A 20,601-nucleotide genomic window follows, 5' to 3' on the forward strand; every position below is an offset into this window, starting at 1 on the left:
GACCCCAAAGGGTCTTGAGTTTTTTGGAAAATTTTTTACACATAGAGGTGGAAGTTTTTCTGCAGCGGCCTTTGTGACGTAGAAACCGGGAGCAAAGAAAAGCATCCATCCCCGTCGTCCACCGTGAAGTCTGAAGCACCGCAATCGGATCTTTTCTGATGCCGTCCAAGGCAATTTCTTTGCTCTTGATGCAGGCCGTTTTCTTCTTGTTTATTCCGGTTGATCCTGTGCCTGCACCTTGCCGGTATAGTAATAGACACCGGCATAAATCGTTCCCGTTTCCGGCTTGGTCTCATCTGTATAGCGATAATCCCAGCTGACGACAGTGACGAGGCGTTCATTGTTGTAAAGGTTCTGCAACAGATCGGTAAACTGGCTTCTCGTTGCCTTTACCTCCAGTTTCACCCAAATCGGCTTGAGATCGGGAGACTGAACCAGGTTCAGTTCCTTCGCCAGCTGCTCCGTACTGTACGAATCGTCTGTTATGGTGTCAGCCCCGCTCTTCTGTACCCGGAGCGCTTCACTTATGTCGCCGACCAGCTCCAGATGCAGGGGGACGGCCCCGGCCTTGGTGATGTCCTGCTCCAATTGCACCATGAATTCGGGGTGGTTCTCACCTGCCGGCACTTGTTTGCCCAGTTGCTCCCGTTCAAAATCGGAAAGTCCGAGCGGCAGAGACCAGGTGATGCTCATATATTTTTCATAGCGCTTCAGATTGGCATTCAGCGCCGTTTCTTCCTGCCGCAGCATCTCAAACTTCAGATAAACCGGCCTGATCTCAAAATAATAGAGGATAAGCCACAGAATAAGTCCGATCGCGACCGCACTCAAAAGAGTTGTCCCTGACTTCCATCTCCTTGGGGAAACAGGCTTTCGAATGGCAGTTCCCCCCTTTGTTTCGCATTTTGCTCGTCTTCGGCTTCATCGGGATCTGTCTCTTTCAGATCAAAATGAAAGCGGACGATCACCCCATTTTTATTGTCATTGGTCTTCACCGACAGATCCGTACAGGAATCGCCGATGCAATCAATCCATCCCTGTTGAACCTTGTCACGGTTCCCGTTTACCGTTTTATTGACAAAATCGGATGCAACGGCTGCATCGGAAAACAAGCCCCAGCCATACAGCCGGTTGCCCACGCCGCTCAGTTCAAACAGTTTCGTCTGTGGCGGCAACGAGCCCATCAGCGCCTCGACTCCCTGCTGCCACTCAATGCGCTGCTGATCCGCTTTCCTTACCGTATCCCGGTAGGCAAACTCAGCGCCGTGTTCCTTGAAAAACTTCTTTTCGGCCCGTTCCTTTTCCATCGCATCGTTTACCGTTTTCCGCTTGGACTCCACCCGCTGCTCCATTTGTTCCACTCTTTCCTTCAACTTGTCATTCACCAGTTCGATGCCCGCCACTCCTGACACGAAAATGACAAGAATCAAAGAGAGCCATAGATAAAACCAGCGTTTAACCAGCGGTTGCCTTGGCAGAAAATTCATGGTTGCAGCACCTCCCCCTCGCGCAAAACCAAGCCCAGCGGAACGGAAAGGGAGGTGCCGACCCAACGGGAGGCCTTTTCTCTCAAGCGTTCGGTCATGACCAATTCCGCGGGCGGGGCAACACTGACGGCTGCTTCAGTCTGTTGGTTCAGCCAATGTTCCAGCAGATACAGATCCAATCCTTCTCCTGTGAGAATCCACTGTGCTCCCGGCTTAAGAAAACGTCTTTTCCCTGTTTGATCCATCCACTCTGTCAACCGCGAAAAAAGCGCCCTCCCATAGCGCGCCACCTCCGATTCCTCCTGCAGAACCGGCTTTAACGGATCCGGATACGGACGGTCTGCCCCGTCGAGAAAGAAGGTAAGCGGCAAGTGAAACGGACGGATATCGGTGAATTTTCCATCGACAAAAAAACTGACTTCCACTTCCGTCTTGGAAATTTGCACAATCACCGTATGAGCCGAAGCGATCTCTCTGCTGGCATTGATCCAACGAAATAGCGAAAAAGGAGACAGATCGATATGAGTCGGATCCAGACCGCAATAGCGAAGCACCCTGGTCAAGGTGTCGATATACGACTTGGAAATCAGGGCCAGCAAGATTTTCTGCTCGTCCCCATCGGCCCAGACATGATCGACCAGCTGGTAGTCAAACGCCGGATCGGGAAAAGGCAAATCCAACACAGAAAGCAGGTGCTCCTCAATCCACCTGCGGTATTTCCGCTTGGGCATCTCCGGGACGGTCACGTGTTTGAACACCACTTCATGACAACTGATCCCGACATGAACCCGCTCCGTATGCAATTCACGCCCCAGCAGCGCCTCCTGAATCGTCTGAACCAGCTCTTCCCGCTCCAAAAATGCCGCATCCTTGGACCAGATCCCCGGAAAGGGATGGACGACATACTGCTGAAGCGTGATTCCCCGACGATTCCTTTTCACTTCCGCCAGCTTGAAATAAGAGGGCGATAACTCTATGCCAATATGATAGGCCATACAAAAATCTCCTTTATTCCCTTTCGATCTTTTCCCGGATCGGAGAAAGCAACGCAAATCCTCTCTATTTATTTCACAACTTTATTCGTTCATCCCTCTATTTTTATATCATTATCACAGAAGTTTCCCATTTGTCCATGAGTTCACTGCATTTGAATAGTTGCTTCCGAAACTAACCGAATTCATTCCCGTTTTCGCAAACAATGGAATACATCCATGTCTTTTTGGCGCAACTGACCGGCCAGGAACGGGAATCAAAGGGGGCGCCCCCACATTCTCCCCTTACGACACCTTCACAGAAAAAGACTCCCAAAATCATTCAATCGATCCAGCAAAAAGAATGAAGTATCTTGCATAAGAAATAAAATTATCCATTAATAAACAATTTTTATTTAAAATTTAAAATTTAAAATTTGTAATCTAAATGTAATTAAAACTATCTTGCAAAGCGAAAAGGACGGAGGTAAATTTATTTCGTAAATCTGAAAATGTTATTACAAAAAAAGACAATTCTATGAAAAGCGAGGGATGCGTTTGCAGTTCTTCTACTCCAGGCATTACTTGCCTTACCGCAGAATGATCTTTCTGGCCGTCATTCTCACCCTGATATTCACCTTGTGGCCAGACTGGGTTTATCAGGCCCTGGCTGCACCGGATCCCAAACCGGTGGAAATCGAAGCCTTGCGCACGGAAAACTCCAAAACGTTCCTCAATCCGGACCAAAAGACCTATGTATTGAAGGAATATTCGGAACCGATCCACTATAAGCAAAACGGCAAATGGGCAGATATCGACAACCATGTCGAATCGGCGGGAAAGAGCGCCCTGGACTCGGATCTCCCCTATATCAACCGCGGCAATAAATTCCGGGTCGGCTTTGCAAACCACAGCCGCGGAAAAAAAGTGGTGCGCTTCCGACTCGGACAAGCCGAAGCGGATTTCGGCCTGACCGGCGGAGCAAACACCACAGCACAGAAAAAAGAGAACATGGTTACCTATCCCGATGTGTACCCGGACACCGATCTCACCTACACTGTCACCAACACCGGTGTCAAAGAAGGATGGGTACTGCACAAATACACGGGACAATCTGTATATACCCTTTCCTTGAAGACAAAAAACGTGCAACCAAAAGAACAGGCTAACGGCTCGGTGGCATTTGTGGATGCCAAGGGAAAAACGCTGTTCACCATCCCGCGGTCGATGCGAAAAACGCCACCTCCGACAAGGTGCAGTTTTCCTTGCGAACCGAGGGAAAGAACACCTATATCGATCTGAAACCGGACGATGACTGGCTCAAAGACTCCAGCCGTGCTTACCCGGTTACCATCGACCCGTCCATTTCGGTACAGGGATCGGACAAGACCTTTGACGCCAGCATCAGCAGCGCAACCGCTGCGCAAAATGTCAATTTTGCCGGCGATCCGTATCTCATCACCGGAACCTACACCGATTCCATCTATGGCACAGGAGTATACCGCTCTTACATCAAATTTGGACTTGCTCCCTTATTGAGCTCGGCTAATATTACTTCCGCCAAGCTTACATTGTATCAATATTCAACAACCCAGCCGGAACAAGTTGACCTCTACTCTGTGGCAAGCGATTGGACATCGACCGGGATCAAATGGACCCAAGTGCCTGCAACAGGGACTCTGATCACCAGCACCAACGTTTCTGATGTGGGTTTCTATGATTTTGACATTACCTCTTTGGTCAAACAGTGGTATGGTGGGACCACTTCCAACTATGGGGTGATGTTGCGCCTGAATAAAGAAAGCGACAACCGCAAGTCATTCCGCTCCAGCGATTATGCGACCTATCCTTCGCAAAAGCCGATGCTGACCGTCACTTACACCATCGACCCGATCGGGGTGGAAAGCTTCTGGACTTCCGCCGTCACCAATGTCAACACCTATAACGGCAACTTTTACCTGGAAGATTCCGATGTCAGCATTGATGGGCGCGGCACCGGGCTCTCCATCGACCGTTCCTACAACAGTCGGTCCAAGTCCAGCGGGATTTTCGGGTACGGCTGGACGTCCAACCTGGAACAAAGCCTGAGGATGAGCTATAGCGGGCCGATCGTCTATACGGATGCGGATGGCACCACCCATACCTTTGCACCGGAGTACGGATCGGAGGGAACTCCCACAGGGACGTATAAGGCTTCCGGAGGAGTCAACCTCACTCTGGTGAAAAACGGGGACAACACCTTTACCATCATCACGCCGGATCAGACCAGGTACAACTTTAATTCATCGAAAAAACTGGCCTCGATCGTGGACTCGTCCCGCAAAATAGCTAAAAATAGTTCAGCCAAGTACAGCTTTGACGGTGACAACCGTCTCACCAAGAAGGTCACCCAGGGCGGAAACAGCACCACCACAACGTATACCTATGATGATGCCGCCCAACTCACTACCAAGGTCAGCCAGCCGAACGGCAACACGGTCGAATACGGCTATGACAGCGTGAACCGGCAAAATTCGGTTTCCTACAATGGAACGCAAGTCTACAGCTTCCAATATGACGCGAACAACAATCTCACCAAGGAAACGGACGAAACGACGGGCACATCGACCAACTACAGCTATGACGCCGACAATCGCCTGACTTCCGTTCAGGAGCCGAACAGCAACCAGACCGATTACACTTATGATGCGAACGGCAACGTCACCCAGCAAAAGCTGACCGCCGGCAGCACGGTGATCACGCAAGGATTTGCCTACAACAGTAATAACCAATTGACCAAAATCACGTCCAACGGGGCAAACCAGGCCTGGTTTAACTACAACGAGCAAGACCAGGTGGCCCGCCGCAAAACAGCCGACGGCAACATGACCTTTAACCGCTACAACGGCGCCGAGGACTTGGTGGAACGGGACATCTTCGACAAATACGGCAACCTGCTCTACAGCTTTGTCTACGCGTATGACAACAAGGGGCGGATCACCTCCGTGACCGAAACGGATGGCACCAACCCGCCAAAAACGACGTCTTACCAGTATGACGCACTGGACCAATTGACCAAAGAAACCCGGCCAGACGGAACGGTGATCGAATACACCTATGACGAAACGGGCAACCGTCTCACCAAGAAAGTCACCCAAGGCGGAAACAGCACCACCACAACGTACACATACGATGATGCTGACCAACTCACTTCGGTCAACGGCACGAACTATACCTACGACGCCAACGGCAACCTGACCAGCGATGGCAGCAAAACCTATGTCTACGACGCGGCCAACCACCTGATTCAGGTGAAAGACAGCAGCGGCAACACCATCGCCTCGTTCACCTACCGGGCTGATGGCATGCGCAAAACCATGACCACCGCTTCCGGCACGATCACGTTCCACTATGACCAAAGAAATAATGTGTCTTATGAAACCGATCAAAGTGGGGCGGTTGTCGCCAGCTACACCTACGATGATAACAATCTTCCCGTCAGCATGACCCGGGGCGGAAAAACATACTTCTACCAATTGAACGGTCATGGGGATGTAGTGGCACTCACAGATAGCACCGATGCCGTGGTAAATACGTATACCTACGATGCCTTCGGCAACCTCGTCGGCCGAACCGGAACGGTGGAAAACCCCTATACCTATGCAGGGTACCGCTATGACAAGGAAACCGGATTGTATTACTTGCAAAGCCGGTACTATAATCCAGAGACGGGGAGGTTTTTGACGAGGGATACGTTTGATGGATTTGTAAACGAGCCGTTGAGTTTGAATAAATATGTTTATGCGGAAAATAATCCTATTTCCAATGTAGACCCATCTGGTCAATGGTCTTGGGGATGGAAATCCTATTTAAAAAGATTGCTAAATTCGATTGTTAGTGCTATTTTTAGTGACCTTCGCGCAAATACTTTAACTGATTTGGCATTTTTCTTTACCGGTGGGTTTGGCTCAGCGATTAGATCTTTTATGGGAATTAGGGCTTTATCGAGAGAGCTTCATTTTTTCGATGTTCATTTTGGAAGGTTAGTATTTAGAAGGTCAATCTTCTCCTTCATACGTGGAGCGATAGGTGGATATGCATTAGGCAAGGTAGCAAATATTGTAAGTTATGTTTCTTCAGTTGGTAATAAGTTGTTTGCATATGAAACTTGGTTTGATCATACGAGAATTGGTAGATATATTGACAATAAATTAACAGTAATAGAAAGATATCTTCACCGATTGGTGAATAGATGGTGATATTTAGAAGGCTGTTGACCAATGTCATCAGCCTTTTTCTAAGAAATTGTTATTATTAAAAACCAAAATATTGGGGGATTTGTGATGGCAGTCTACCTTTATAAACGCACTTCAATTTTACTCATGATTATTTTAGATGTCATTACATATAATTTCTATTCTTGTTATTGGTATTTTTCTAGAAGGAAAATGCTTAAGTCCGATTTTTCCGAAAGGGAAATAACTTGGGAACCTTATTTTTTGTTGATCGTTAACACTTTAAATTTGTTATTAATTCTTATTGAGGTGTTTATGATAGATAAAAACCCTTTGATGTTGGTTGGGATTTGGATAAAACATAAAGATATATTTATGATAAATGGCTTACCCCCATTTACCATAATCGCTTCAATCATTGTTGCTTTTCGATACAGGGCCATCTTAAATCTACAGGTGATTTCAGGAAGAATAAGTGGGTTCTTTACTTTTCTTTTTCAAGAGTTTTATCTTCAATATTGGATCAACAGACAAAACGAAATATCTTGATTTTAATTTCACGGTTTAACCCCTCCTCGTATAGTTAATTTAAGCCCACCAAAATTGTTACAGCCGTCTTATAATTGACCTAGGATCGCCGAAAAAGAATTGACCCACTCCCGTCGAATAAATCCCCTTCGAAACGAAAACGCCAATTTTCTTCGGAGGGGGACTTATGTTAGGGAGTGGGACTGTGATTAAATTACACGAATTGAAGGCGACTGGCAAGAGTATTCGGGAGATTTCGAGAGAAGCGGGATATGCCCGAAATACCGTTCGGCGGTATCTCCGCACTCAGGGGCTTCCGGAGCGGAAGCCCCGGCCGATGATGACAACAATCTGCCTGTGAGCATGACCCGGGGCGGGAAAACGTATTTCTACCAATTAAATGGTCATGGCGATGTCGTCGCACTCACCGATAGCACCGGTGCCGTGGTAAATACGTATACCTACGATGCCTTCGGCAAACTCGTCAGCCAAACGGGTACCGTCGTCAACCCCTATACCTACGCAGGCTACCGCTACGATAAGGAAACCGGATTGTATTACTTGCAAAGCCGGTACTACATGGGACGGTCTTTAACCCGGTTCGGTTCCACTTCACCCGTCATTTTGTATGGAAGTTTGGTAGGCTTGTCTGGAAGCAAGATAGAAGCGATCGCCAAGACAGCGGTATTTTGCCGCTGTTTCTTGGAACCGTGAAAGCGGCTTGGGCGCTGCCACCCACCATGACCCGATTCTATTATAACAAAAGGGTTCTCATACTCCTAATCGCAAAAGGCGCCGTAATCCACCAATTTGGTGATGCGTACTGTGATTCACGATCCCCTACTACATGAAACCGCAGACTGAGTTCCAATTTGTGATGATCGGGATGAGATTGCCCAGTGGTGCAAACAGATTCTCTTGAATGATAATCATGTGGTCATAATTTTTGATTTTCATTTTCTCATCTCCTTGTTGTGGTTAATTTGATTATACTCTGATAATTAGTAAAAACCTACCCAATGGGTGCACTTTAGCAGAAAAAGGCTTCTAATCGCCTCTTGTGGTCTATCATAGTGCAGATGACTTTTTGATTTTCCGCCGTTTTTACATCTTCCTTTTTAAACGAAAACGCCAGTTCGTCCACATAGAGAGAAAGTCGAAAGATCAGAAAAAAGTGAATCTGAATTAAACAAGATTAACGATTTCATCATTTTTCCATGATATAATCACAGTAAGGAGGCATTCGGATGGATGACTTGATTAAGTTTTTGCAGGAGGAATTCGCGAAGATCCACGAGAAGATGGATCAGCGTTTTGAGAATATCGACCAGGAGTTGGCCGCGATCAAGATGCGACTTGGTGATGTGGAGCGGGTGGTCAGAGAATCTGCAGAGGATATTCTCGAAAATCAAGTGGAGGAAGTGGCTCGCCACAATCTTCATGAGGACAAAATTCAAGCATTGGAAGCTACCACGTTTCGGATTGACAAATCGGTACTGGCATTGAAGAAACGGGTAGAGAAACTGGAAAAAGGAAAGTAAATTGGTATTTCGGTATTGGATTGGCGAACACCGGAAGCTTCGAAAAGAACCCAAGGGTTGTTCGGAAACGCCAAAGCCCGCAAAAATAAAGGGGAATCAGGCTTTTGGGATGGAGGTGATCCAGTTAAAAAATCCCGAAACTTGGGCAAATCGAGGAGGTGTTCGGAAAATCACGGATAAACTCAATAACATTAAGGAGTACAGTGAACGCTGGATCAATAAATACACCTCAGGAGAGAGGATTGAAACGGCTCTTGAATCCATGATCGATGCTAGTGGGCGGGATCAATAAATACACCTCAGGAGAGAGGATTGAAACTGGATCAATACAGACGCAGATAAGCCTCATAAAAAGGATCAATAAATACACCTCGGGTAGGAGGATTGAAACAGGGTACGGTCTTCGTCTTCTAAGATAACAAATAAAAAAAGCGACTTCGCTATCGCTCTTCAATAAAAAACTTGACTATCGCTTCCTTTGATTTCTTAAAAAGCTTGCCCCTTTTTTGGGACAGGCTTTATTTTTTCTTTAGTAAGGAGTAGAAGGAACGATTCTGGGCCTAAAAGAGACGCTCGACACTCCTGATAAAATAAAATGACCGCTCCGCCATAAAAACGGAGCGGTGAGAACTGTATTTCAACGATGGATCGACATTCATTTTACCACAACGAGGGGTAATGAAAAAGAGATTTTGGCGAACAGATCTTTCAAAGAAACTGATTAGGATCCATTAAGGGACTGGGGTCTTCTACAGTGAGGGGGTTTTTTTGCTCATTATGTCCTTTTTCATTTATTCACTGTGCGTATTAATAGTGAGGGGGAATTTTTTTCATGATTTTTGCGCGAGCACCCCTGTTGGGCTCGTATATTAGAAATGAGGGGATAAAAATATCCCCGTTTATGTGACAGAAGCTGATTTGCCTCGTATATAAGGAATGAGGACGTCCAACTCTGGGCGTCCTTTTTTTGATCCAAAGGAGGGATTTGATGAGACAACCGGTGACTTGGGAGCAGTTAGGTATCATCTTGGCCATCATCTCTCTTGTTGTGGAGTTGATGAAATAAGCTGCCCGGAATACCTGGGCAGCTACTTTAAATCGATGTGAGCGAGAATCCATGGATGGGAGGAAAAAAATTCACTCCCGTGTGTGCAATTGGGTTTTCGCGTCGGTAATGTATATTGAACGACAAAACTAAGGGGGCCACACCATGGGAAACAAATATATCACCTGGGAGCAAGTGATGGTAATGATCGGACTAGCCCAGATTCTGATTGAACTGTTGAAGAGATAGAGGGAAGCCGCCGATTGTTCAGAGAACCCCCAAAAAAAAGAGGCTGCCCCATCGAGGGTAGCCTTAGGTTTCGGGGTGATTTGGATTCTGACGCTTCATTTCTTTTATTCGGGATTTTGATTCATTTTTTGACCATCCTATGATAAAATGTCAAGTAGATCGAAGCAAATTTCGCTTCTTTTTCTTAAAATCAAAAGTTGCGTAAAACATACCTTTTCCGCAACCTCTACATAAATCGCGAACGAAAAAATCGAGTCTCACGGAGGTGCTAAGCGTGAAAAAAAGTTGCGTAAAACTCATTGATGCGTTTTTAACCCATCTCGAAGAGGAAGGAATGAGTCCAAAAACGATTCGAACGTATCGAAACATCCTTTCGCAATTCGAAAAATTCGTCACGAAAAATGGTGGCGACTTGAATAACCTCACTCGGGTCGATATCCAAAGTTATATGAATGACATGGAACAGGAAGGCAAAAAGCCATCCACGATCAACAACCATTTTGCTTGTTTATCCTCTTTTGCTCGGTTCCAGAAAAAAACCTATATAATGGAAGGAATTCGTCGACCAGAAGTTCGCAGAACCCAGAATATCGCGCCCAAGTCGCTGGATCGCAATGAGCGAAACCGAATTCTGCGGGAAGTGGAGAGAGAGGGGAAGCGAAGAAATATCGCCATCGTTTACATGCTGCTCTATACCGGATTGAGGGTATCCGAATTGGTTGCCTTGAACCAAGAGGATGTCACCATGGGAGAGCGATCAGGGAGTGTGCTGGTGAGAGAAGGGAAAGGAAGTGTCTCCCGTCGGGTCCCGTTGCCGGTTGAGGCTCGTTTTCATCTTAGACGGTATCTGGAGGAACGAAGAGAGAAAGGGACACTCGATTTACCGCCCCTGTTTCTCTCCAATTATCAGAAACGGATCAGCGAGAGAAGTGTCCAGGACATGCTAGCCAAAAAGTTCAACATCCACCCCCACATGTTACGGCATACCTACGGCAGGGAGCTGGTGGCTAATGGAATCGATATTGCCACGGTTGCGGAACTGATGGGGCATTCGGATATTAATGTAACCCGACGATATGCAAAGCCAACGGAGAGGGAATTGGAAGAGGCGGTATCAAAAGTGTTTGGATGAAAGAAGCTGCCCTGGTATTTTGGGCAGCTCTATTGATAATAACAGGGTATTCAATGTCCGGTTATTCACTTGAAAAAGACTGCTTCAAAACCGATTGGAGCAATTGTTCTGCCGCTTTTTGACGTTGAATGATGGTTTCTTTCAGACGGTCACAAAAGGTCATGAGTTGATCAACTTTGGCGACGATCCGTTTTTGTTCGTTTAGGGGTGGTAACGGAAACGGGAAGTTCACGATCTTCTGCTTAGAGATATTTGGCTGAGCACCGCCCATACCTAGTCTAATTAGACTGGATCGAGATGCTTTTAAAAAGTAAAATAAGTACTTATTTGAAATCAAAAAAGGAGAGCATGCGCAACAAGCCTGATTGGTAGTAGCTTCAATCTCTAAAATACCTACCTTTCCAATCGTAGCACCATACATTGCTATAAGTACTGAACCTGGTTTATTGACCCGTAATGAACACTCTTTTAAAGCCAGCTCCGTAATTTTCTCTTGAGAATCCAATATGTAGCCATCATTAAGTTCTCCTGTTTTTAACCAATGAATTGTACCATTATAATATTGAGGGTTTGTCCGATTAGGTGTAGCCCCAGCTCCCCAATCTCCTATCTCACCTAATCTCACCCACTCCCATCCCTGCGGAATCTCATAAGGAATCTTTTCTTGCTCAATCGGTGGCAACGCCTTCTGCTTTCGAACCTTCCCCTCTTTTACCAACCTATTTTTCTCTTCATCAATCCTCTCCAACAACACGGAAGCCGGTTCATCATTCTGGTCCTGCGGCACCAACTTCCCCCGTATCGCCGCATCCAAAATTAGCTTCCTTAATTCCTCCACAGCTTCCGGTGTATCGAACAACGTCTCAAATTTCTCTATCAGCATCTTATTTCGACCCTTCCAATATCTTGGCCAGTTCCTCTTTCAACTGGTCTTTCACTTGTTGAACCTGAGCCACAGCTTCTTCATATTTCTTAAGTGCTTCTTCTGGGCTTAACAATTCTTCTTCCTCGGTGTGAGGATTCTTCTGATCCAAGTTGTATCCCTGTTTAATAATATCCTCCACCGTTACCTTCCAGGCATACTCATTCTCAACCCGATTGTTCCACCACGCTTTTTCCCTGTCAAATTCTTCAATTCGAATTGGTTTTGTCTTGGAATAAGACTTCATGCCTTCAGGATAAGGATGCTCAAAGTACCAAATTTCTTTGGTAGGCTTTCCTTTCTCAAAGAACAAGAGGTTGGTCTTAATCCCCGTATACGGAGCAAAGACCCCATTTGGAAGTCGGACAATAGTATGTAAGTTGAATTCCTGCAAGAGTTTCTCTTTGATTCGTGTCTTTACACCCTCTCCAAACAGGAATCCGTCAGGCAAAACAACCGCAGCACGGCCATTGTCTTTAAGAAAATGCATGATCAAGACCATGAACAAGTCGGCTGTTTCCTTTGTTCTAAATGAACTTGGGAAGTTGGCTTGAATGCCATCTTCTTCGACCCCGCCAAACGGAGGATTGGTGAGAACCACGTTCACCCGTTCGGCCTTGCTGTAATCCCGGAGTGGGCGAGCCAAAGAGTTTGAATGAACGATGCTAGGAATATCCACTCCATGAAGGATCATGTTGGTTGTAGCCAGAATATGCGGAAGCGGTTTTTTCTCGATCCCTCTGACTGTTTTCGCGATGAGTTCATGTTCTTCCACCGATTTCACTTGTTTTTTCAAGTGATCTACCGTGTTGGTCAAGAAGCCTCCAGTGCCACATGCCGGGTCCAACACTACTTCCCCGATTTGAGGATTGACCATGTCCACCATAAACTGCGTAACGGCACGAGGGGTATAGAACTCCCCTGCATTGCCGGCAGATTGCAGATCTTTCAGGAAGCTTTCGTAGATATCGTTAAAGAGGTGCCGATCTTCCGAACTGTTAAAGTCGACCTCGTTCAGTTTATTAATCACCTGACGCAACAACGTTCCAGACTTCATATAGTTAAAGGCATCTGCAAAGACTTCCTTTACCATGAAACCACGAGGGTTATCTTGCGGAGTGTACGGAAGATTCTTCAATGTAGGGAACAGCTTGTTGTTGACGAAATCCAAAAGTTCATCCCCCGTCATCCCTTCATCATCCGCTGCCCAATCACGCCACCGGAAATCTTCTGGGATGGGAGATTGATAGTTGTCCGACAGCAGCTCCATCTCTTGGTCTTTATCATCCAAGATTTTCAGGAACAGCATCCAGACTAGCTGGGCGATGCGCTGTGCATCGCCATCCACCCCAGAGTCTTGACGCATGATATCCTGAATCGACTTAATTACATTGGTGATTGTCATATCCTGTCTTCCCTTCCTCTATGCGCTGTACAATCGCTTCTTCAACTGCTGAATCGTTTCAAGGTATTTGTCTTTGCCTTTAAAGAGTTTAATAATTTCAACCGGAGACCCGATCTCGGTAAAAGGAGCAATCCGAAGGATCTCCATCGACTCAATATCTTCGATGCCACCTTCAGCATAACGGTCTAACAAGGCATCAATCACACGTCTGGCCTTCGCCTCATATTTATCAAAGTAGCTGTCCTGTCTGGCCTTCCTAGCCCGTTCACTTCGAGTCAAGGGTTTTTGATCAAAAGCCACATGGCAGATTAAGTCAAAAACATCATATTCTTTGCCCACTTCTTCTTGAAGCGCATCCAAATGTACTCCTTGTTCCAACAACTCCTTAATAATGATTTGTTTTTTCTCCGCTTCATTCCACTTTTGAATAAAATGATCTAAAGACCGATACTCTTTTTTAATGGTTTTCTTCGTATAATCCTTTAAAGACTCCGTAATCAGTTTACCATCAGGTCCGTAAAACTGCGTACGTTCAACAGACACCTTGACTTCTACATCATCAACATAGGGTTTATAGTTTGGCCCTCTTTCTCCAGGTTCCCTTTCGTCTGGTTCCGTTTCCACATCCTCTGGTGGAATGATAGGATCATGATTTCCAGGTTCATACACCTTGACAGGGTCCCCGTCAAACTCGGGATCGGCAAACAAATTGGTCACATTCCGGAAATCCATAATGGTGAAATAATATTTATCGTACTCTTCGTTCACTCGGGTTCCGCGGCCTATGATCTGTTTAAACTCTGTCATAGAATTGATATTCGCGTCAAGCACAATCAGCTTGCAAGTTTGGGCATCGACTCCTGTTGTCATCAATTTGGAAGTAGTAGCAATGACAGGGTAATCACTATCTGGATTGATAAAGTCATCTAGCGCAGCTTTCCCCTCATTGTTATCTCCAGTAATTCGCATGATGTACTTATGATTTTTGTTGAACAGGTCCCCATTTTCATTAATTAAAGCACTGCGCATCCGTTCTGCATGATCTACATCGACACAAAATACAATAGTCTTCTGGAAGCGATCTGTCTTTTTCAGGTATTCCGTCACTTTTTTGGCTACTAATTCGGTTCGCTTTTCCAGAACCAGTTTCTTATCAAAATCACGTTGGGTATAAACGCGATCTTCGATTTCCCTACCAAACTTATCCTTTTTCCCTTTTTCCGGTCGCCAGCCCTCCAAATCCCGATCCAAGCTAATACGAATCACGCGATAGGGGGCCAAGAACCCGTCATGAATCCCTTGTTTCAGGGAATATGTATAGATCGGTTCACCAAAATAATGGATATTGGACACATCTTTTGTTTCTTTTGGAGTTGCTGTTAAGCCGATCTGAGTGGCTGAAGAGAAATACTCCAGAATCTCCCGCCATGCCGAATCTGCTTTGGCGCTCCCGCGATGGCACTCATCCACAATGACCAAATCAAAGAAATCCGGAGAAAATTCCTTATAGATATTCTTCCAGTCCTCTTCTCCTGAAATGCCCTGGTACAATGATAAATAGATCTCATAAGATTTATCAACCCGGCGATTGCGAATCTTTGTCATCTTATCCCCAAACGGACTGAAATCATTGGTCATGGTTTGATCTACCAGAATATTTCTGTCCGCCAGGAACAAAATCCGTTTTTTGACTCCTGATTTCCAAAGCCGCCAAATAATCTGAAACGCTGTATAGGTTTTTCCGGTCCCCGTCGCCATTACGAGTAGAAGCCGCTTTTTTCCATTCGCTACAGCTTCTATGGTTCGATTAATGGCGATTCGTTGATAGTAACGTGGTTCCTTTCCCCTTGAATCAATAAAATACGGTTGAGCGATAATTTTTTCTTTTACAGAGTCGATCCCTTTCCACTTTTTAAAGCGTTCCCAAAGTTCTTCAGGAGAAGGGAACTCATCCAGGGTGAGAACCCTTTCTCTTTTCCCTTCTACAACTGTCCTGTCATGTTCAATAAAACCAGTGCCGTTGGAGGTATACGCAAAGGGAATATCCAACATCTCAGCATACTCCAACACTTGCTGCATCCCTCCACCCAAAGGCAGGGTGTCTTTTTTAGCTTCAATGATCGCAATGGGGAGATTGGGATGGCCTTTAGGATAAAGTAGATAATCGGCCCGTTTCTGTTTTTTTCGTCTCACCTTGTTTCCATGAACAACAATTTGTCCCTTGGTAAAAGTGACTTCTTCCCAAACCTGTGTCATGATGTCCCAACCTGCACGTTCAATAGCCGGAGTAATAAATTTCGTGCAGATATCTCGCTCACTGAAGCCGCTTTTCCCCATCTGTCCACTCTCCTCCTCATAGTCAATAAACGCCATGATCCCCATTTTTCCATACAAATCCTTAAGCTGATGCCGATAGTGGTTTTGTGCTGCCTGAATGGCACGATCTTGTTCCACCAACCACAGATCCCCAATAACCACCAAAAAATTGTATCCATGTAGGAATATCACCCTGTACAGAAAAAATTGTCTAAAAAGTTAAAACTAAAAGCATAAGTAGATTAGTTAATACAGGAAAGATAGTCTAATTCCTAGGAAAAACCAAAACCATCCCGATTTTAAAATTATCCACGTCTCAATAATATCACCACTTTGAATATAGTTTTTATTATATTATCTCAAAAGTGTATAGTATTGTAGGATTAGTCTGACCGCAAAGTCCATATGGGTTTTCAGGCTATATTCGTTACGCGGCTAAATTCATTGCTGATTTTTTGGATGCCAACAAAAAGGATTTGCATCCCACCGTCCAATTTTGATGTTGAACATACAAACTTCCTCTCCTTTTTCATCACTATCGATACATTCGGAGAGAAACAAATGTTTCTAACCCTATTCACGGTTTTGTCAGAAATGGCTGCAACACAGAGGAAGAGAGAGGGGAGAGGGTTAACATTATCAATCCGTGGTTTTTGGACAAAACGATAAAAAACAAACCGCCCAGATGTGAGGCGGTTTTTTATATCAAAAAAGCCTACCCATTGGGTAAGCTCTATTCCATATAGCGAATATACTCCTTCAAGATCTCGCCGCACTCAACCTTGATCCACAAACACTTTGCATAAAGATGAGGCTTGCGGTCTTTTTTTATTCAATTCCCAATAGAAAGAATAGCGTCTTTCATTTTGGGGGTTTGGGTTTTCTTAACTTGATGGAACAATCAACTACAACACTCATTTACTGCGTACCATTAAATTGATTGCTTCCTCTAGAAGTTTTTTGGTATTTGCATTTTCTCCTTTTTCCATCTCTTCTCTCAAACATTGCTCCAAATTATGAGTGAGAATATACGCGATCGACCGGTCCACAGCTGAACGAATCGCGGATAATTGCGACACGACCTCTTTACAGTCTTTCTCTTCCTCCATCATGCGCAAAACCCCGCGAACTTGTCCTTCTATACGGCGCAACCGTTTTTTCACACTGTCATCATACAGCATCGTCTTTCCCCCCCTTACTTACTTTTTTGATCGGCCCTTTCCAATTCATGAGTCCGCCTTTAAGGTGAATCACTTGCTGGAACCCGAGCTTACGCAATTGCCGGGCGGCGATCGCACTTCGAGAACTGCTTCTGCAGTACAGATAAATGTTTTCGCCTTTGTCCCAGGCAGCAACCCTTTTCTTTAGTGAATCGATTTGGCTTAGTGGGGTATTTATAGCCCCGGGTATATGACCGGATTGAAATTCATGTTTTTCCCGGACATCAAGCAAATGAATTTTTTTGTTTTCAATGAGCTTCAATAATTCACTCGGGCTGATTGTTTGTATGCCCCGATTCATAAGATAAAAATAAAGAATCCCACCTAATAATACGATAATACCAATAAAAATACTATTCATATATAGTTTCCTCCTGTCTTAGAGAAAAAATCCCCCCATGAATGGAGGAATTAAAGAAAATCGAACCAAATTTTCACCGATGTCGCAACGATGACGATTGACAAAATCACTTGCAACGTTTTGGGATTTACCTTTTTTCCGACCGTGGCTCCCAATGGTGAAGCAACGATACTGGCAATGACCAGAACGATGGCCGGGATCAGATCAATCTGCCCTGTGACAATTTTAGCCGAGGCGGATCCAACGGAAGAAATAAAGGTGATAGCCAGCGAAGTGGCAATCGTCATTCGAGTAGGGATTTTCAAAACGACCAACATAACAGGAACCAGGATAAAGGCCCCGGCTGCACCAATGATCCCAGATGCAATCCCGATGATAAATGCAGATATTATAGCTAAAGGAACATGAAATTTCACTTGATTCACCGGAATATCATCCAGTCCTTTTTTGGGAACAAACATCATCAATGCCGCAATCGTTGCCAAAATGGCATAAATCAAATTAATTTGTCCTTCACTAAGCAATTTGGACCCGTATCCACCGATAAAGCTCCCGATTAAAATGCTGATCCCCATGTAAAGAACGAGAGACTTATTCAGGTAGCCTTCTTTCCGGTAAGCAAGCACTGCTGTGAGGGTCGCAAAGAATACTTGAACCGCCCCAATTCCCGTTACTTCATGAGCAGTGAATGCAGTAAAGCCCAGTAAAGGAGGAACATAGAGCAGCATCGGATAGTTAATAATGGATCCTCCAATCCCCAGCATTCCGGAGGTAAAAGAACCAATAAATCCGATGAAAAAAATGAGTATCATTAATCCTATATCCATATCCGGACACTTCTTTCTTAGATAAACAAGTTAATTTTTGCCTCGTTTGCTTCTGCAAGATAAGATGCAACGCCAGCATACTCAAGTCCATCAATCAGTTCTTCTTTCTTAATTCCCAGCACGTCCATCGACATGGTACAGGCTACCATTTTAATATCCAGTTCTTTTGCCATTTCGATGAGCTCTTTTAAAGTCGTAATGTTTTTCTTTTTCATGGTGTATTTCATCAATTTGGCTCCCAAGCCACCGAAGTTCATCTTGGAAATCCCCAACTTTTCAGGCCCTCTTGGCAACATCTTGGCAAACAGCTTGTCCATAAAGGATTTTTGTACAGGTACATATTGCTCTTTACGAAGAATGTTCAATCCCCAAAAGGTAAAAAACATGGTCACTTGGTTTCCCATTGCAGCAGATCCCGTTGCAATAATAAAGCTGGCAATCGCTTTATCCAAATCACCGCTGAATACGATCAAGGTTGATTTATTATCTTCCATTACTATCTCCACTCCCATTTGATATTTTTAAATGAGATGATCTCCTTCATGGACAGGATGAAGGAGATCATCTTTGAATCCCTTAGCCCTTTTGAATCCAGAATTTATACACACCGTTATCTTCGCGTTGTTCGATCACTCGATGCCCGGCTGTTTTGGCCCAGGCAGGGATGTCACTTAAAGCGCCTGAATCCGTTGTATGAAGTTCTAAGATCTGGCCTGGTTTTAACTCATCGATCGCTTTTTTGGTGCGAACGACGGGCATAGGGCAAGAGAGTCCTTTTGCATCTAACACTTTATCTGGGTTCATCGATAAGCCCCCTTTAAGTTAACTGTGATGAATAGCACAACGGTTGGGCCCAATTTCCAATTCCGTTGCTTTATCTGGAGACACCTTGATAACTCCACGGTTAATATCTATAATCTCCTCATAATTCGGTGGTGTGGCACCTACAGTCCCGGCAACCATTTCAGTAAATTGTTCACGATCTTCCGTACGCATGATTTCGTTGCTTCTCCGAATATCCCCTAAAGTTGCCCCCACATAACCATTCTCATTGATCTCTTGAATATCGGCATAATGAGCAGGTAATACAATGATGTCGTCTGACAGGAGAGCAATTTTCTTAAATACAGTCTCGTACAGGGATTGTGCCCATTCTCTTGCCTTTCCTCCAAGGTCTGGCCTTCCCAAACCTCCTACGAAAATGGTATCCCCCGAAAGCAGATACTGATCGTTAACTAGAAAGGACACACTTCCGGGCGTATGACCTGGTGTCGGAATGGTCAAAATTTTGACACGCACAGCCCCGAAATGGATTTCATCGTGTTCTTCCAGTGGCTCAAACGATATATTCGTCCCTTGCATTTCACAGGAAGAAATATAGTAAGTAGCTCCAGTTTGGTCTGCTAATGCCCGACCGCCCGAAATATGGTCAGCATGTAAATGCGTATCCATGATATGCACGATTTTGGCGTTTTCCTTTTCCGCAAGATTTGTGTATTCTTCAATGTGTCGGTTCGGATCTACAACCATCGCCTGACCTTCGGAGACGACCATATAGGATAGGCAACCTTTTGCCAAACGATTGATTTGAAACAACTTTATATTTTCATCAACAACGACGGTAACTGGATGATAAAATTGGCTCCACTCCAACATCCCCTTTTCCAGATAACTCACTTTGTACCCTTTTTCATCCAGAAGCTCGGCAACCATCAAAGCAGAGCCGCCTTTAGCACAAATGACTATGATTTCTGTATCCTTCGGAAGATCTTTGTAGGTTGTCTCATTTTCGTCTAGAAAATCAAAGTAAGGGATATTGATGGATTGAATATTTTTTCCTTCAATTTTCCAGTCATTGTACTCATCTGGATTTCGGACATCGAGAATAAATACTGGTTTTCCACTGTCAATTTTTTCATGTAACTCTTTGGCGTTCATTTTGGTAACTGCCATGGTTCAAAAACACCCTTTCTTATTAGAATGTGAGCGTGACATCGGCGTCTTGGGCAAAATGCAGGAACGTAGCTGCTCCGCCAACATCGACTCCGTCGACAAAGTCTTCTTTTTTCAAACTCATGACATCCATGGTCATCTGGCAAGCAATCAGCTTCACATTCATTTCTTGCGCCATCTGCAACAATTCTGGAATGGAAGGAACATTGGCTTTTTTAAATCCTTCCATGTAATGCTCTCTGCCTGCGGGTACGGGCAATTGTTGATGAGCGTCCTTATGGATCAGATTTAACCCTTCAAAAGTGAAGAAAATGGCTACTTCTGCATCTGCAGCGGCTGCAGCCGTCGCAATATTGAACACTTTATAGGCATCGAACAAACCACCATTGCTCGCGATAATGGCAACTTTTTTACTCATCAATCATCTCTC

General features: G+C 44.9%; 19 protein-coding genes and 1 pseudogene. 7 read left to right on the plus strand and 13 right to left on the minus strand.

Features of this window, described 5'->3' with window-relative positions:
• Positions 1 to 210: 210 nt before the first annotated feature.
• Genes I8U18_RS12780 through pilM form a run of 3 tightly spaced genes read right to left on the minus strand, consistent with a single transcriptional unit; the run spans position 211 to position 2,482 of the window.
• Positions 211 to 831 (minus strand): hypothetical protein, encoded by a 621-nt coding sequence (locus I8U18_RS12780; protein ID WP_198055932.1) that lies wholly within the window; start codon positions 829 to 831, stop codon positions 211 to 213.
• Positions 828 to 1,487 (minus strand): hypothetical protein, encoded by a 660-nt coding sequence (locus tag I8U18_RS12785; RefSeq protein ID WP_033100326.1) that lies wholly within the window; start codon positions 1,485 to 1,487, stop codon positions 828 to 830. The genes I8U18_RS12780 and I8U18_RS12785 overlap by 4 nt, the downstream gene beginning before the upstream one ends.
• On the minus strand, positions 1,484 to 2,482 hold the full coding sequence (gene pilM / locus I8U18_RS12790; RefSeq protein WP_033100327.1) for a type IV pilus biogenesis protein PilM: 999 nt from the start codon (positions 2,480 to 2,482) through the stop codon (positions 1,484 to 1,486). Before pilM ends, I8U18_RS12785 begins: the two co-directional genes overlap by 4 nt.
• A 528-nt stretch (positions 2,483 to 3,010) precedes the next feature.
• On the opposite strand from pilM, the gene I8U18_RS12795 reads away from it, so the two are divergent.
• The 7 genes and pseudogenes from I8U18_RS12795 (at position 3,011) to I8U18_RS12825 (ending at position 11,167) form a co-directional block, all read left to right on the plus strand.
• Positions 3,011 to 3,760, plus strand: coding sequence for a hypothetical protein (locus tag I8U18_RS12795; RefSeq protein ID WP_198055931.1), 750 nt, complete (start codon positions 3,011 to 3,013; stop codon positions 3,758 to 3,760).
• A complete protein-coding gene (locus tag I8U18_RS12800; protein ID WP_198055930.1) occupies positions 3,724 to 6,696 on the plus strand; it encodes a DNRLRE domain-containing protein in 2,973 nt (990 codons plus the stop codon). Before I8U18_RS12795 ends, I8U18_RS12800 begins: the two co-directional genes overlap by 37 nt.
• Positions 6,697 to 7,387: 691 nt before the next feature.
• Positions 7,388 to 7,537: pseudogene (locus I8U18_RS12805) on the plus strand (IS21 family transposase); the annotation flags it as partial.
• A gap of 26 nt (positions 7,538 to 7,563) precedes the next feature.
• The gene (locus I8U18_RS12810) at positions 7,564 to 7,914 is read left to right on the plus strand and encodes an RHS repeat-associated core domain-containing protein (RefSeq protein ID WP_198055976.1); all 351 of its coding nucleotides are present in this window, start codon (positions 7,564 to 7,566) and stop codon (positions 7,912 to 7,914) included.
• 533 nt (positions 7,915 to 8,447) lie between these two features.
• Entirely contained in the window at positions 8,448 to 8,741 is a 294-nt protein-coding gene (locus I8U18_RS12815) for a hypothetical protein (RefSeq protein ID WP_198055929.1), read from the plus strand.
• A gap of 109 nt (positions 8,742 to 8,850) precedes the next feature.
• Positions 8,851 to 9,033: a hypothetical protein gene (locus I8U18_RS12820; protein WP_198064805.1), complete on the plus strand. Its 183-nt coding sequence runs from the start codon at positions 8,851 to 8,853 to the stop codon at positions 9,031 to 9,033.
• A gap of 1,276 nt (positions 9,034 to 10,309) precedes the next feature.
• Entirely contained in the window at positions 10,310 to 11,167 is an 858-nt protein-coding gene (locus tag I8U18_RS12825; RefSeq protein WP_198055928.1) for a tyrosine-type recombinase/integrase, read from the plus strand.
• Between the two features lie 61 nt (positions 11,168 to 11,228).
• Here I8U18_RS12825 and I8U18_RS12830 read toward each other — a convergent pair whose 3' ends face one another.
• From I8U18_RS12830 to I8U18_RS12875, 10 genes are all read right to left on the minus strand, one after another.
• Complete coding sequence (locus I8U18_RS12830) at positions 11,229 to 12,050, minus strand: restriction endonuclease subunit S (protein WP_198055927.1); 822 nt, start codon at positions 12,048 to 12,050, stop codon at positions 11,229 to 11,231.
• Position 12,051: 1 nt separating this feature from the next.
• The gene (locus I8U18_RS12835; protein WP_198055926.1) at positions 12,052 to 13,494 is read right to left on the minus strand and encodes a type I restriction-modification system subunit M; all 1,443 of its coding nucleotides are present in this window, start codon (positions 13,492 to 13,494) and stop codon (positions 12,052 to 12,054) included.
• An 18-nt stretch (positions 13,495 to 13,512) separates the two neighbouring features.
• The gene (gene hsdR, locus I8U18_RS12840; RefSeq protein ID WP_198055975.1) at positions 13,513 to 15,831 is read right to left on the minus strand and encodes an EcoAI/FtnUII family type I restriction enzme subunit R; all 2,319 of its coding nucleotides are present in this window, start codon (positions 15,829 to 15,831) and stop codon (positions 13,513 to 13,515) included.
• 893 nt (positions 15,832 to 16,724) lie between these two features.
• Positions 16,725 to 16,991 carry a metal-sensitive transcriptional regulator gene (locus tag I8U18_RS12845; protein ID WP_198055925.1) on the minus strand — a complete coding sequence of 89 codons (267 nt, stop codon included), beginning with the start codon at positions 16,989 to 16,991 and terminating at the stop codon, positions 16,725 to 16,727.
• Complete coding sequence (locus I8U18_RS12850; RefSeq protein ID WP_198055924.1) at positions 16,981 to 17,391, minus strand: rhodanese-like domain-containing protein; 411 nt, start codon at positions 17,389 to 17,391, stop codon at positions 16,981 to 16,983. Before I8U18_RS12850 ends, I8U18_RS12845 begins: the two co-directional genes overlap by 11 nt.
• 50 nt (positions 17,392 to 17,441) lie before the next feature.
• Positions 17,442 to 18,218: a sulfite exporter TauE/SafE family protein gene (locus I8U18_RS12855; protein ID WP_198055923.1), complete on the minus strand. Its 777-nt coding sequence runs from the start codon at positions 18,216 to 18,218 to the stop codon at positions 17,442 to 17,444.
• Between the two features lie 17 nt (positions 18,219 to 18,235).
• Positions 18,236 to 18,712 (minus strand): DsrE/DsrF/DrsH-like family protein, encoded by a 477-nt coding sequence (locus tag I8U18_RS12860; protein ID WP_198055922.1) that lies wholly within the window; start codon positions 18,710 to 18,712, stop codon positions 18,236 to 18,238.
• 82 nt (positions 18,713 to 18,794) lie between these two features.
• On the minus strand, positions 18,795 to 19,022 hold the full coding sequence (locus tag I8U18_RS12865) for a sulfurtransferase TusA family protein (RefSeq protein ID WP_198055921.1): 228 nt from the start codon (positions 19,020 to 19,022) through the stop codon (positions 18,795 to 18,797).
• A gap of 18 nt (positions 19,023 to 19,040) precedes the next feature.
• Entirely contained in the window at positions 19,041 to 20,171 is a 1,131-nt protein-coding gene (locus tag I8U18_RS12870) for an MBL fold metallo-hydrolase (protein ID WP_198055920.1), read from the minus strand.
• Positions 20,172 to 20,193: 22 nt separating this feature from the next.
• On the minus strand, positions 20,194 to 20,589 hold the full coding sequence (locus I8U18_RS12875; protein ID WP_198055919.1) for a DsrE/DsrF/DrsH-like family protein: 396 nt from the start codon (positions 20,587 to 20,589) through the stop codon (positions 20,194 to 20,196).
• Positions 20,590 to 20,601 lie beyond the last annotated feature (12 nt).

The organism is Thermoactinomyces sp. CICC 10522 (assembly GCF_016055075.1).
In the GTDB taxonomy this organism is placed as follows: domain Bacteria; phylum Bacillota; class Bacilli; order Thermoactinomycetales; family Thermoactinomycetaceae; genus Thermoactinomyces_A; species Thermoactinomyces_A daqus.

What these genes read in the sequence shown, in the direction of transcription:
- I8U18_RS12785 (WP_033100326.1), bottom strand. Translation starts at nt 1,487, where the DNA reads ATGAATTTTCTGCCAAGGCAACCGCTGGTTAAACGCTGGTTTTATCTA.
- pilM (WP_033100327.1), bottom strand. Translation starts at nt 2,482, where the DNA reads ATGGCCTATCATATTGGCATAGAGTTATCGCCCTCTTATTTCAAGCTG.
- I8U18_RS12795 (WP_198055931.1), top strand. Translation starts at nt 3,011, where the DNA reads ATGCGTTTGCAGTTCTTCTACTCCAGGCATTACTTGCCTTACCGCAGA.
- I8U18_RS12810 (WP_198055976.1), top strand. Translation starts at nt 7,564, where the DNA reads ATGACCCGGGGCGGGAAAACGTATTTCTACCAATTAAATGGTCATGGC.
- I8U18_RS12815 (WP_198055929.1), top strand. Translation starts at nt 8,448, where the DNA reads ATGGATGACTTGATTAAGTTTTTGCAGGAGGAATTCGCGAAGATCCAC.
- I8U18_RS12820 (WP_198064805.1), top strand. Translation starts at nt 8,851, where the DNA reads ATGGAGGTGATCCAGTTAAAAAATCCCGAAACTTGGGCAAATCGAGGA.
- I8U18_RS12830 (WP_198055927.1), bottom strand. Translation starts at nt 12,050, where the DNA reads ATGCTGATAGAGAAATTTGAGACGTTGTTCGATACACCGGAAGCTGTG.
- I8U18_RS12835 (WP_198055926.1), bottom strand. Translation starts at nt 13,494, where the DNA reads ATGACAATCACCAATGTAATTAAGTCGATTCAGGATATCATGCGTCAA.
- hsdR (WP_198055975.1), bottom strand. Translation starts at nt 15,831, where the DNA reads ATGGGGAAAAGCGGCTTCAGTGAGCGAGATATCTGCACGAAATTTATT.
- I8U18_RS12845 (WP_198055925.1), bottom strand. Translation starts at nt 16,991, where the DNA reads ATGCTGTATGATGACAGTGTGAAAAAACGGTTGCGCCGTATAGAAGGA.
- I8U18_RS12850 (WP_198055924.1), bottom strand. Translation starts at nt 17,391, where the DNA reads ATGAATAGTATTTTTATTGGTATTATCGTATTATTAGGTGGGATTCTT.
- I8U18_RS12855 (WP_198055923.1), bottom strand. Translation starts at nt 18,218, where the DNA reads ATGGATATAGGATTAATGATACTCATTTTTTTCATCGGATTTATTGGT.
- I8U18_RS12860 (WP_198055922.1), bottom strand. Translation starts at nt 18,712, where the DNA reads ATGGAAGATAATAAATCAACCTTGATCGTATTCAGCGGTGATTTGGAT.
- I8U18_RS12865 (WP_198055921.1), bottom strand. Translation starts at nt 19,022, where the DNA reads ATGAACCCAGATAAAGTGTTAGATGCAAAAGGACTCTCTTGCCCTATG.
- I8U18_RS12870 (WP_198055920.1), bottom strand. Translation starts at nt 20,171, where the DNA reads ATGGCAGTTACCAAAATGAACGCCAAAGAGTTACATGAAAAAATTGAC.
- I8U18_RS12875 (WP_198055919.1), bottom strand. Translation starts at nt 20,589, where the DNA reads ATGAGTAAAAAAGTTGCCATTATCGCGAGCAATGGTGGTTTGTTCGAT.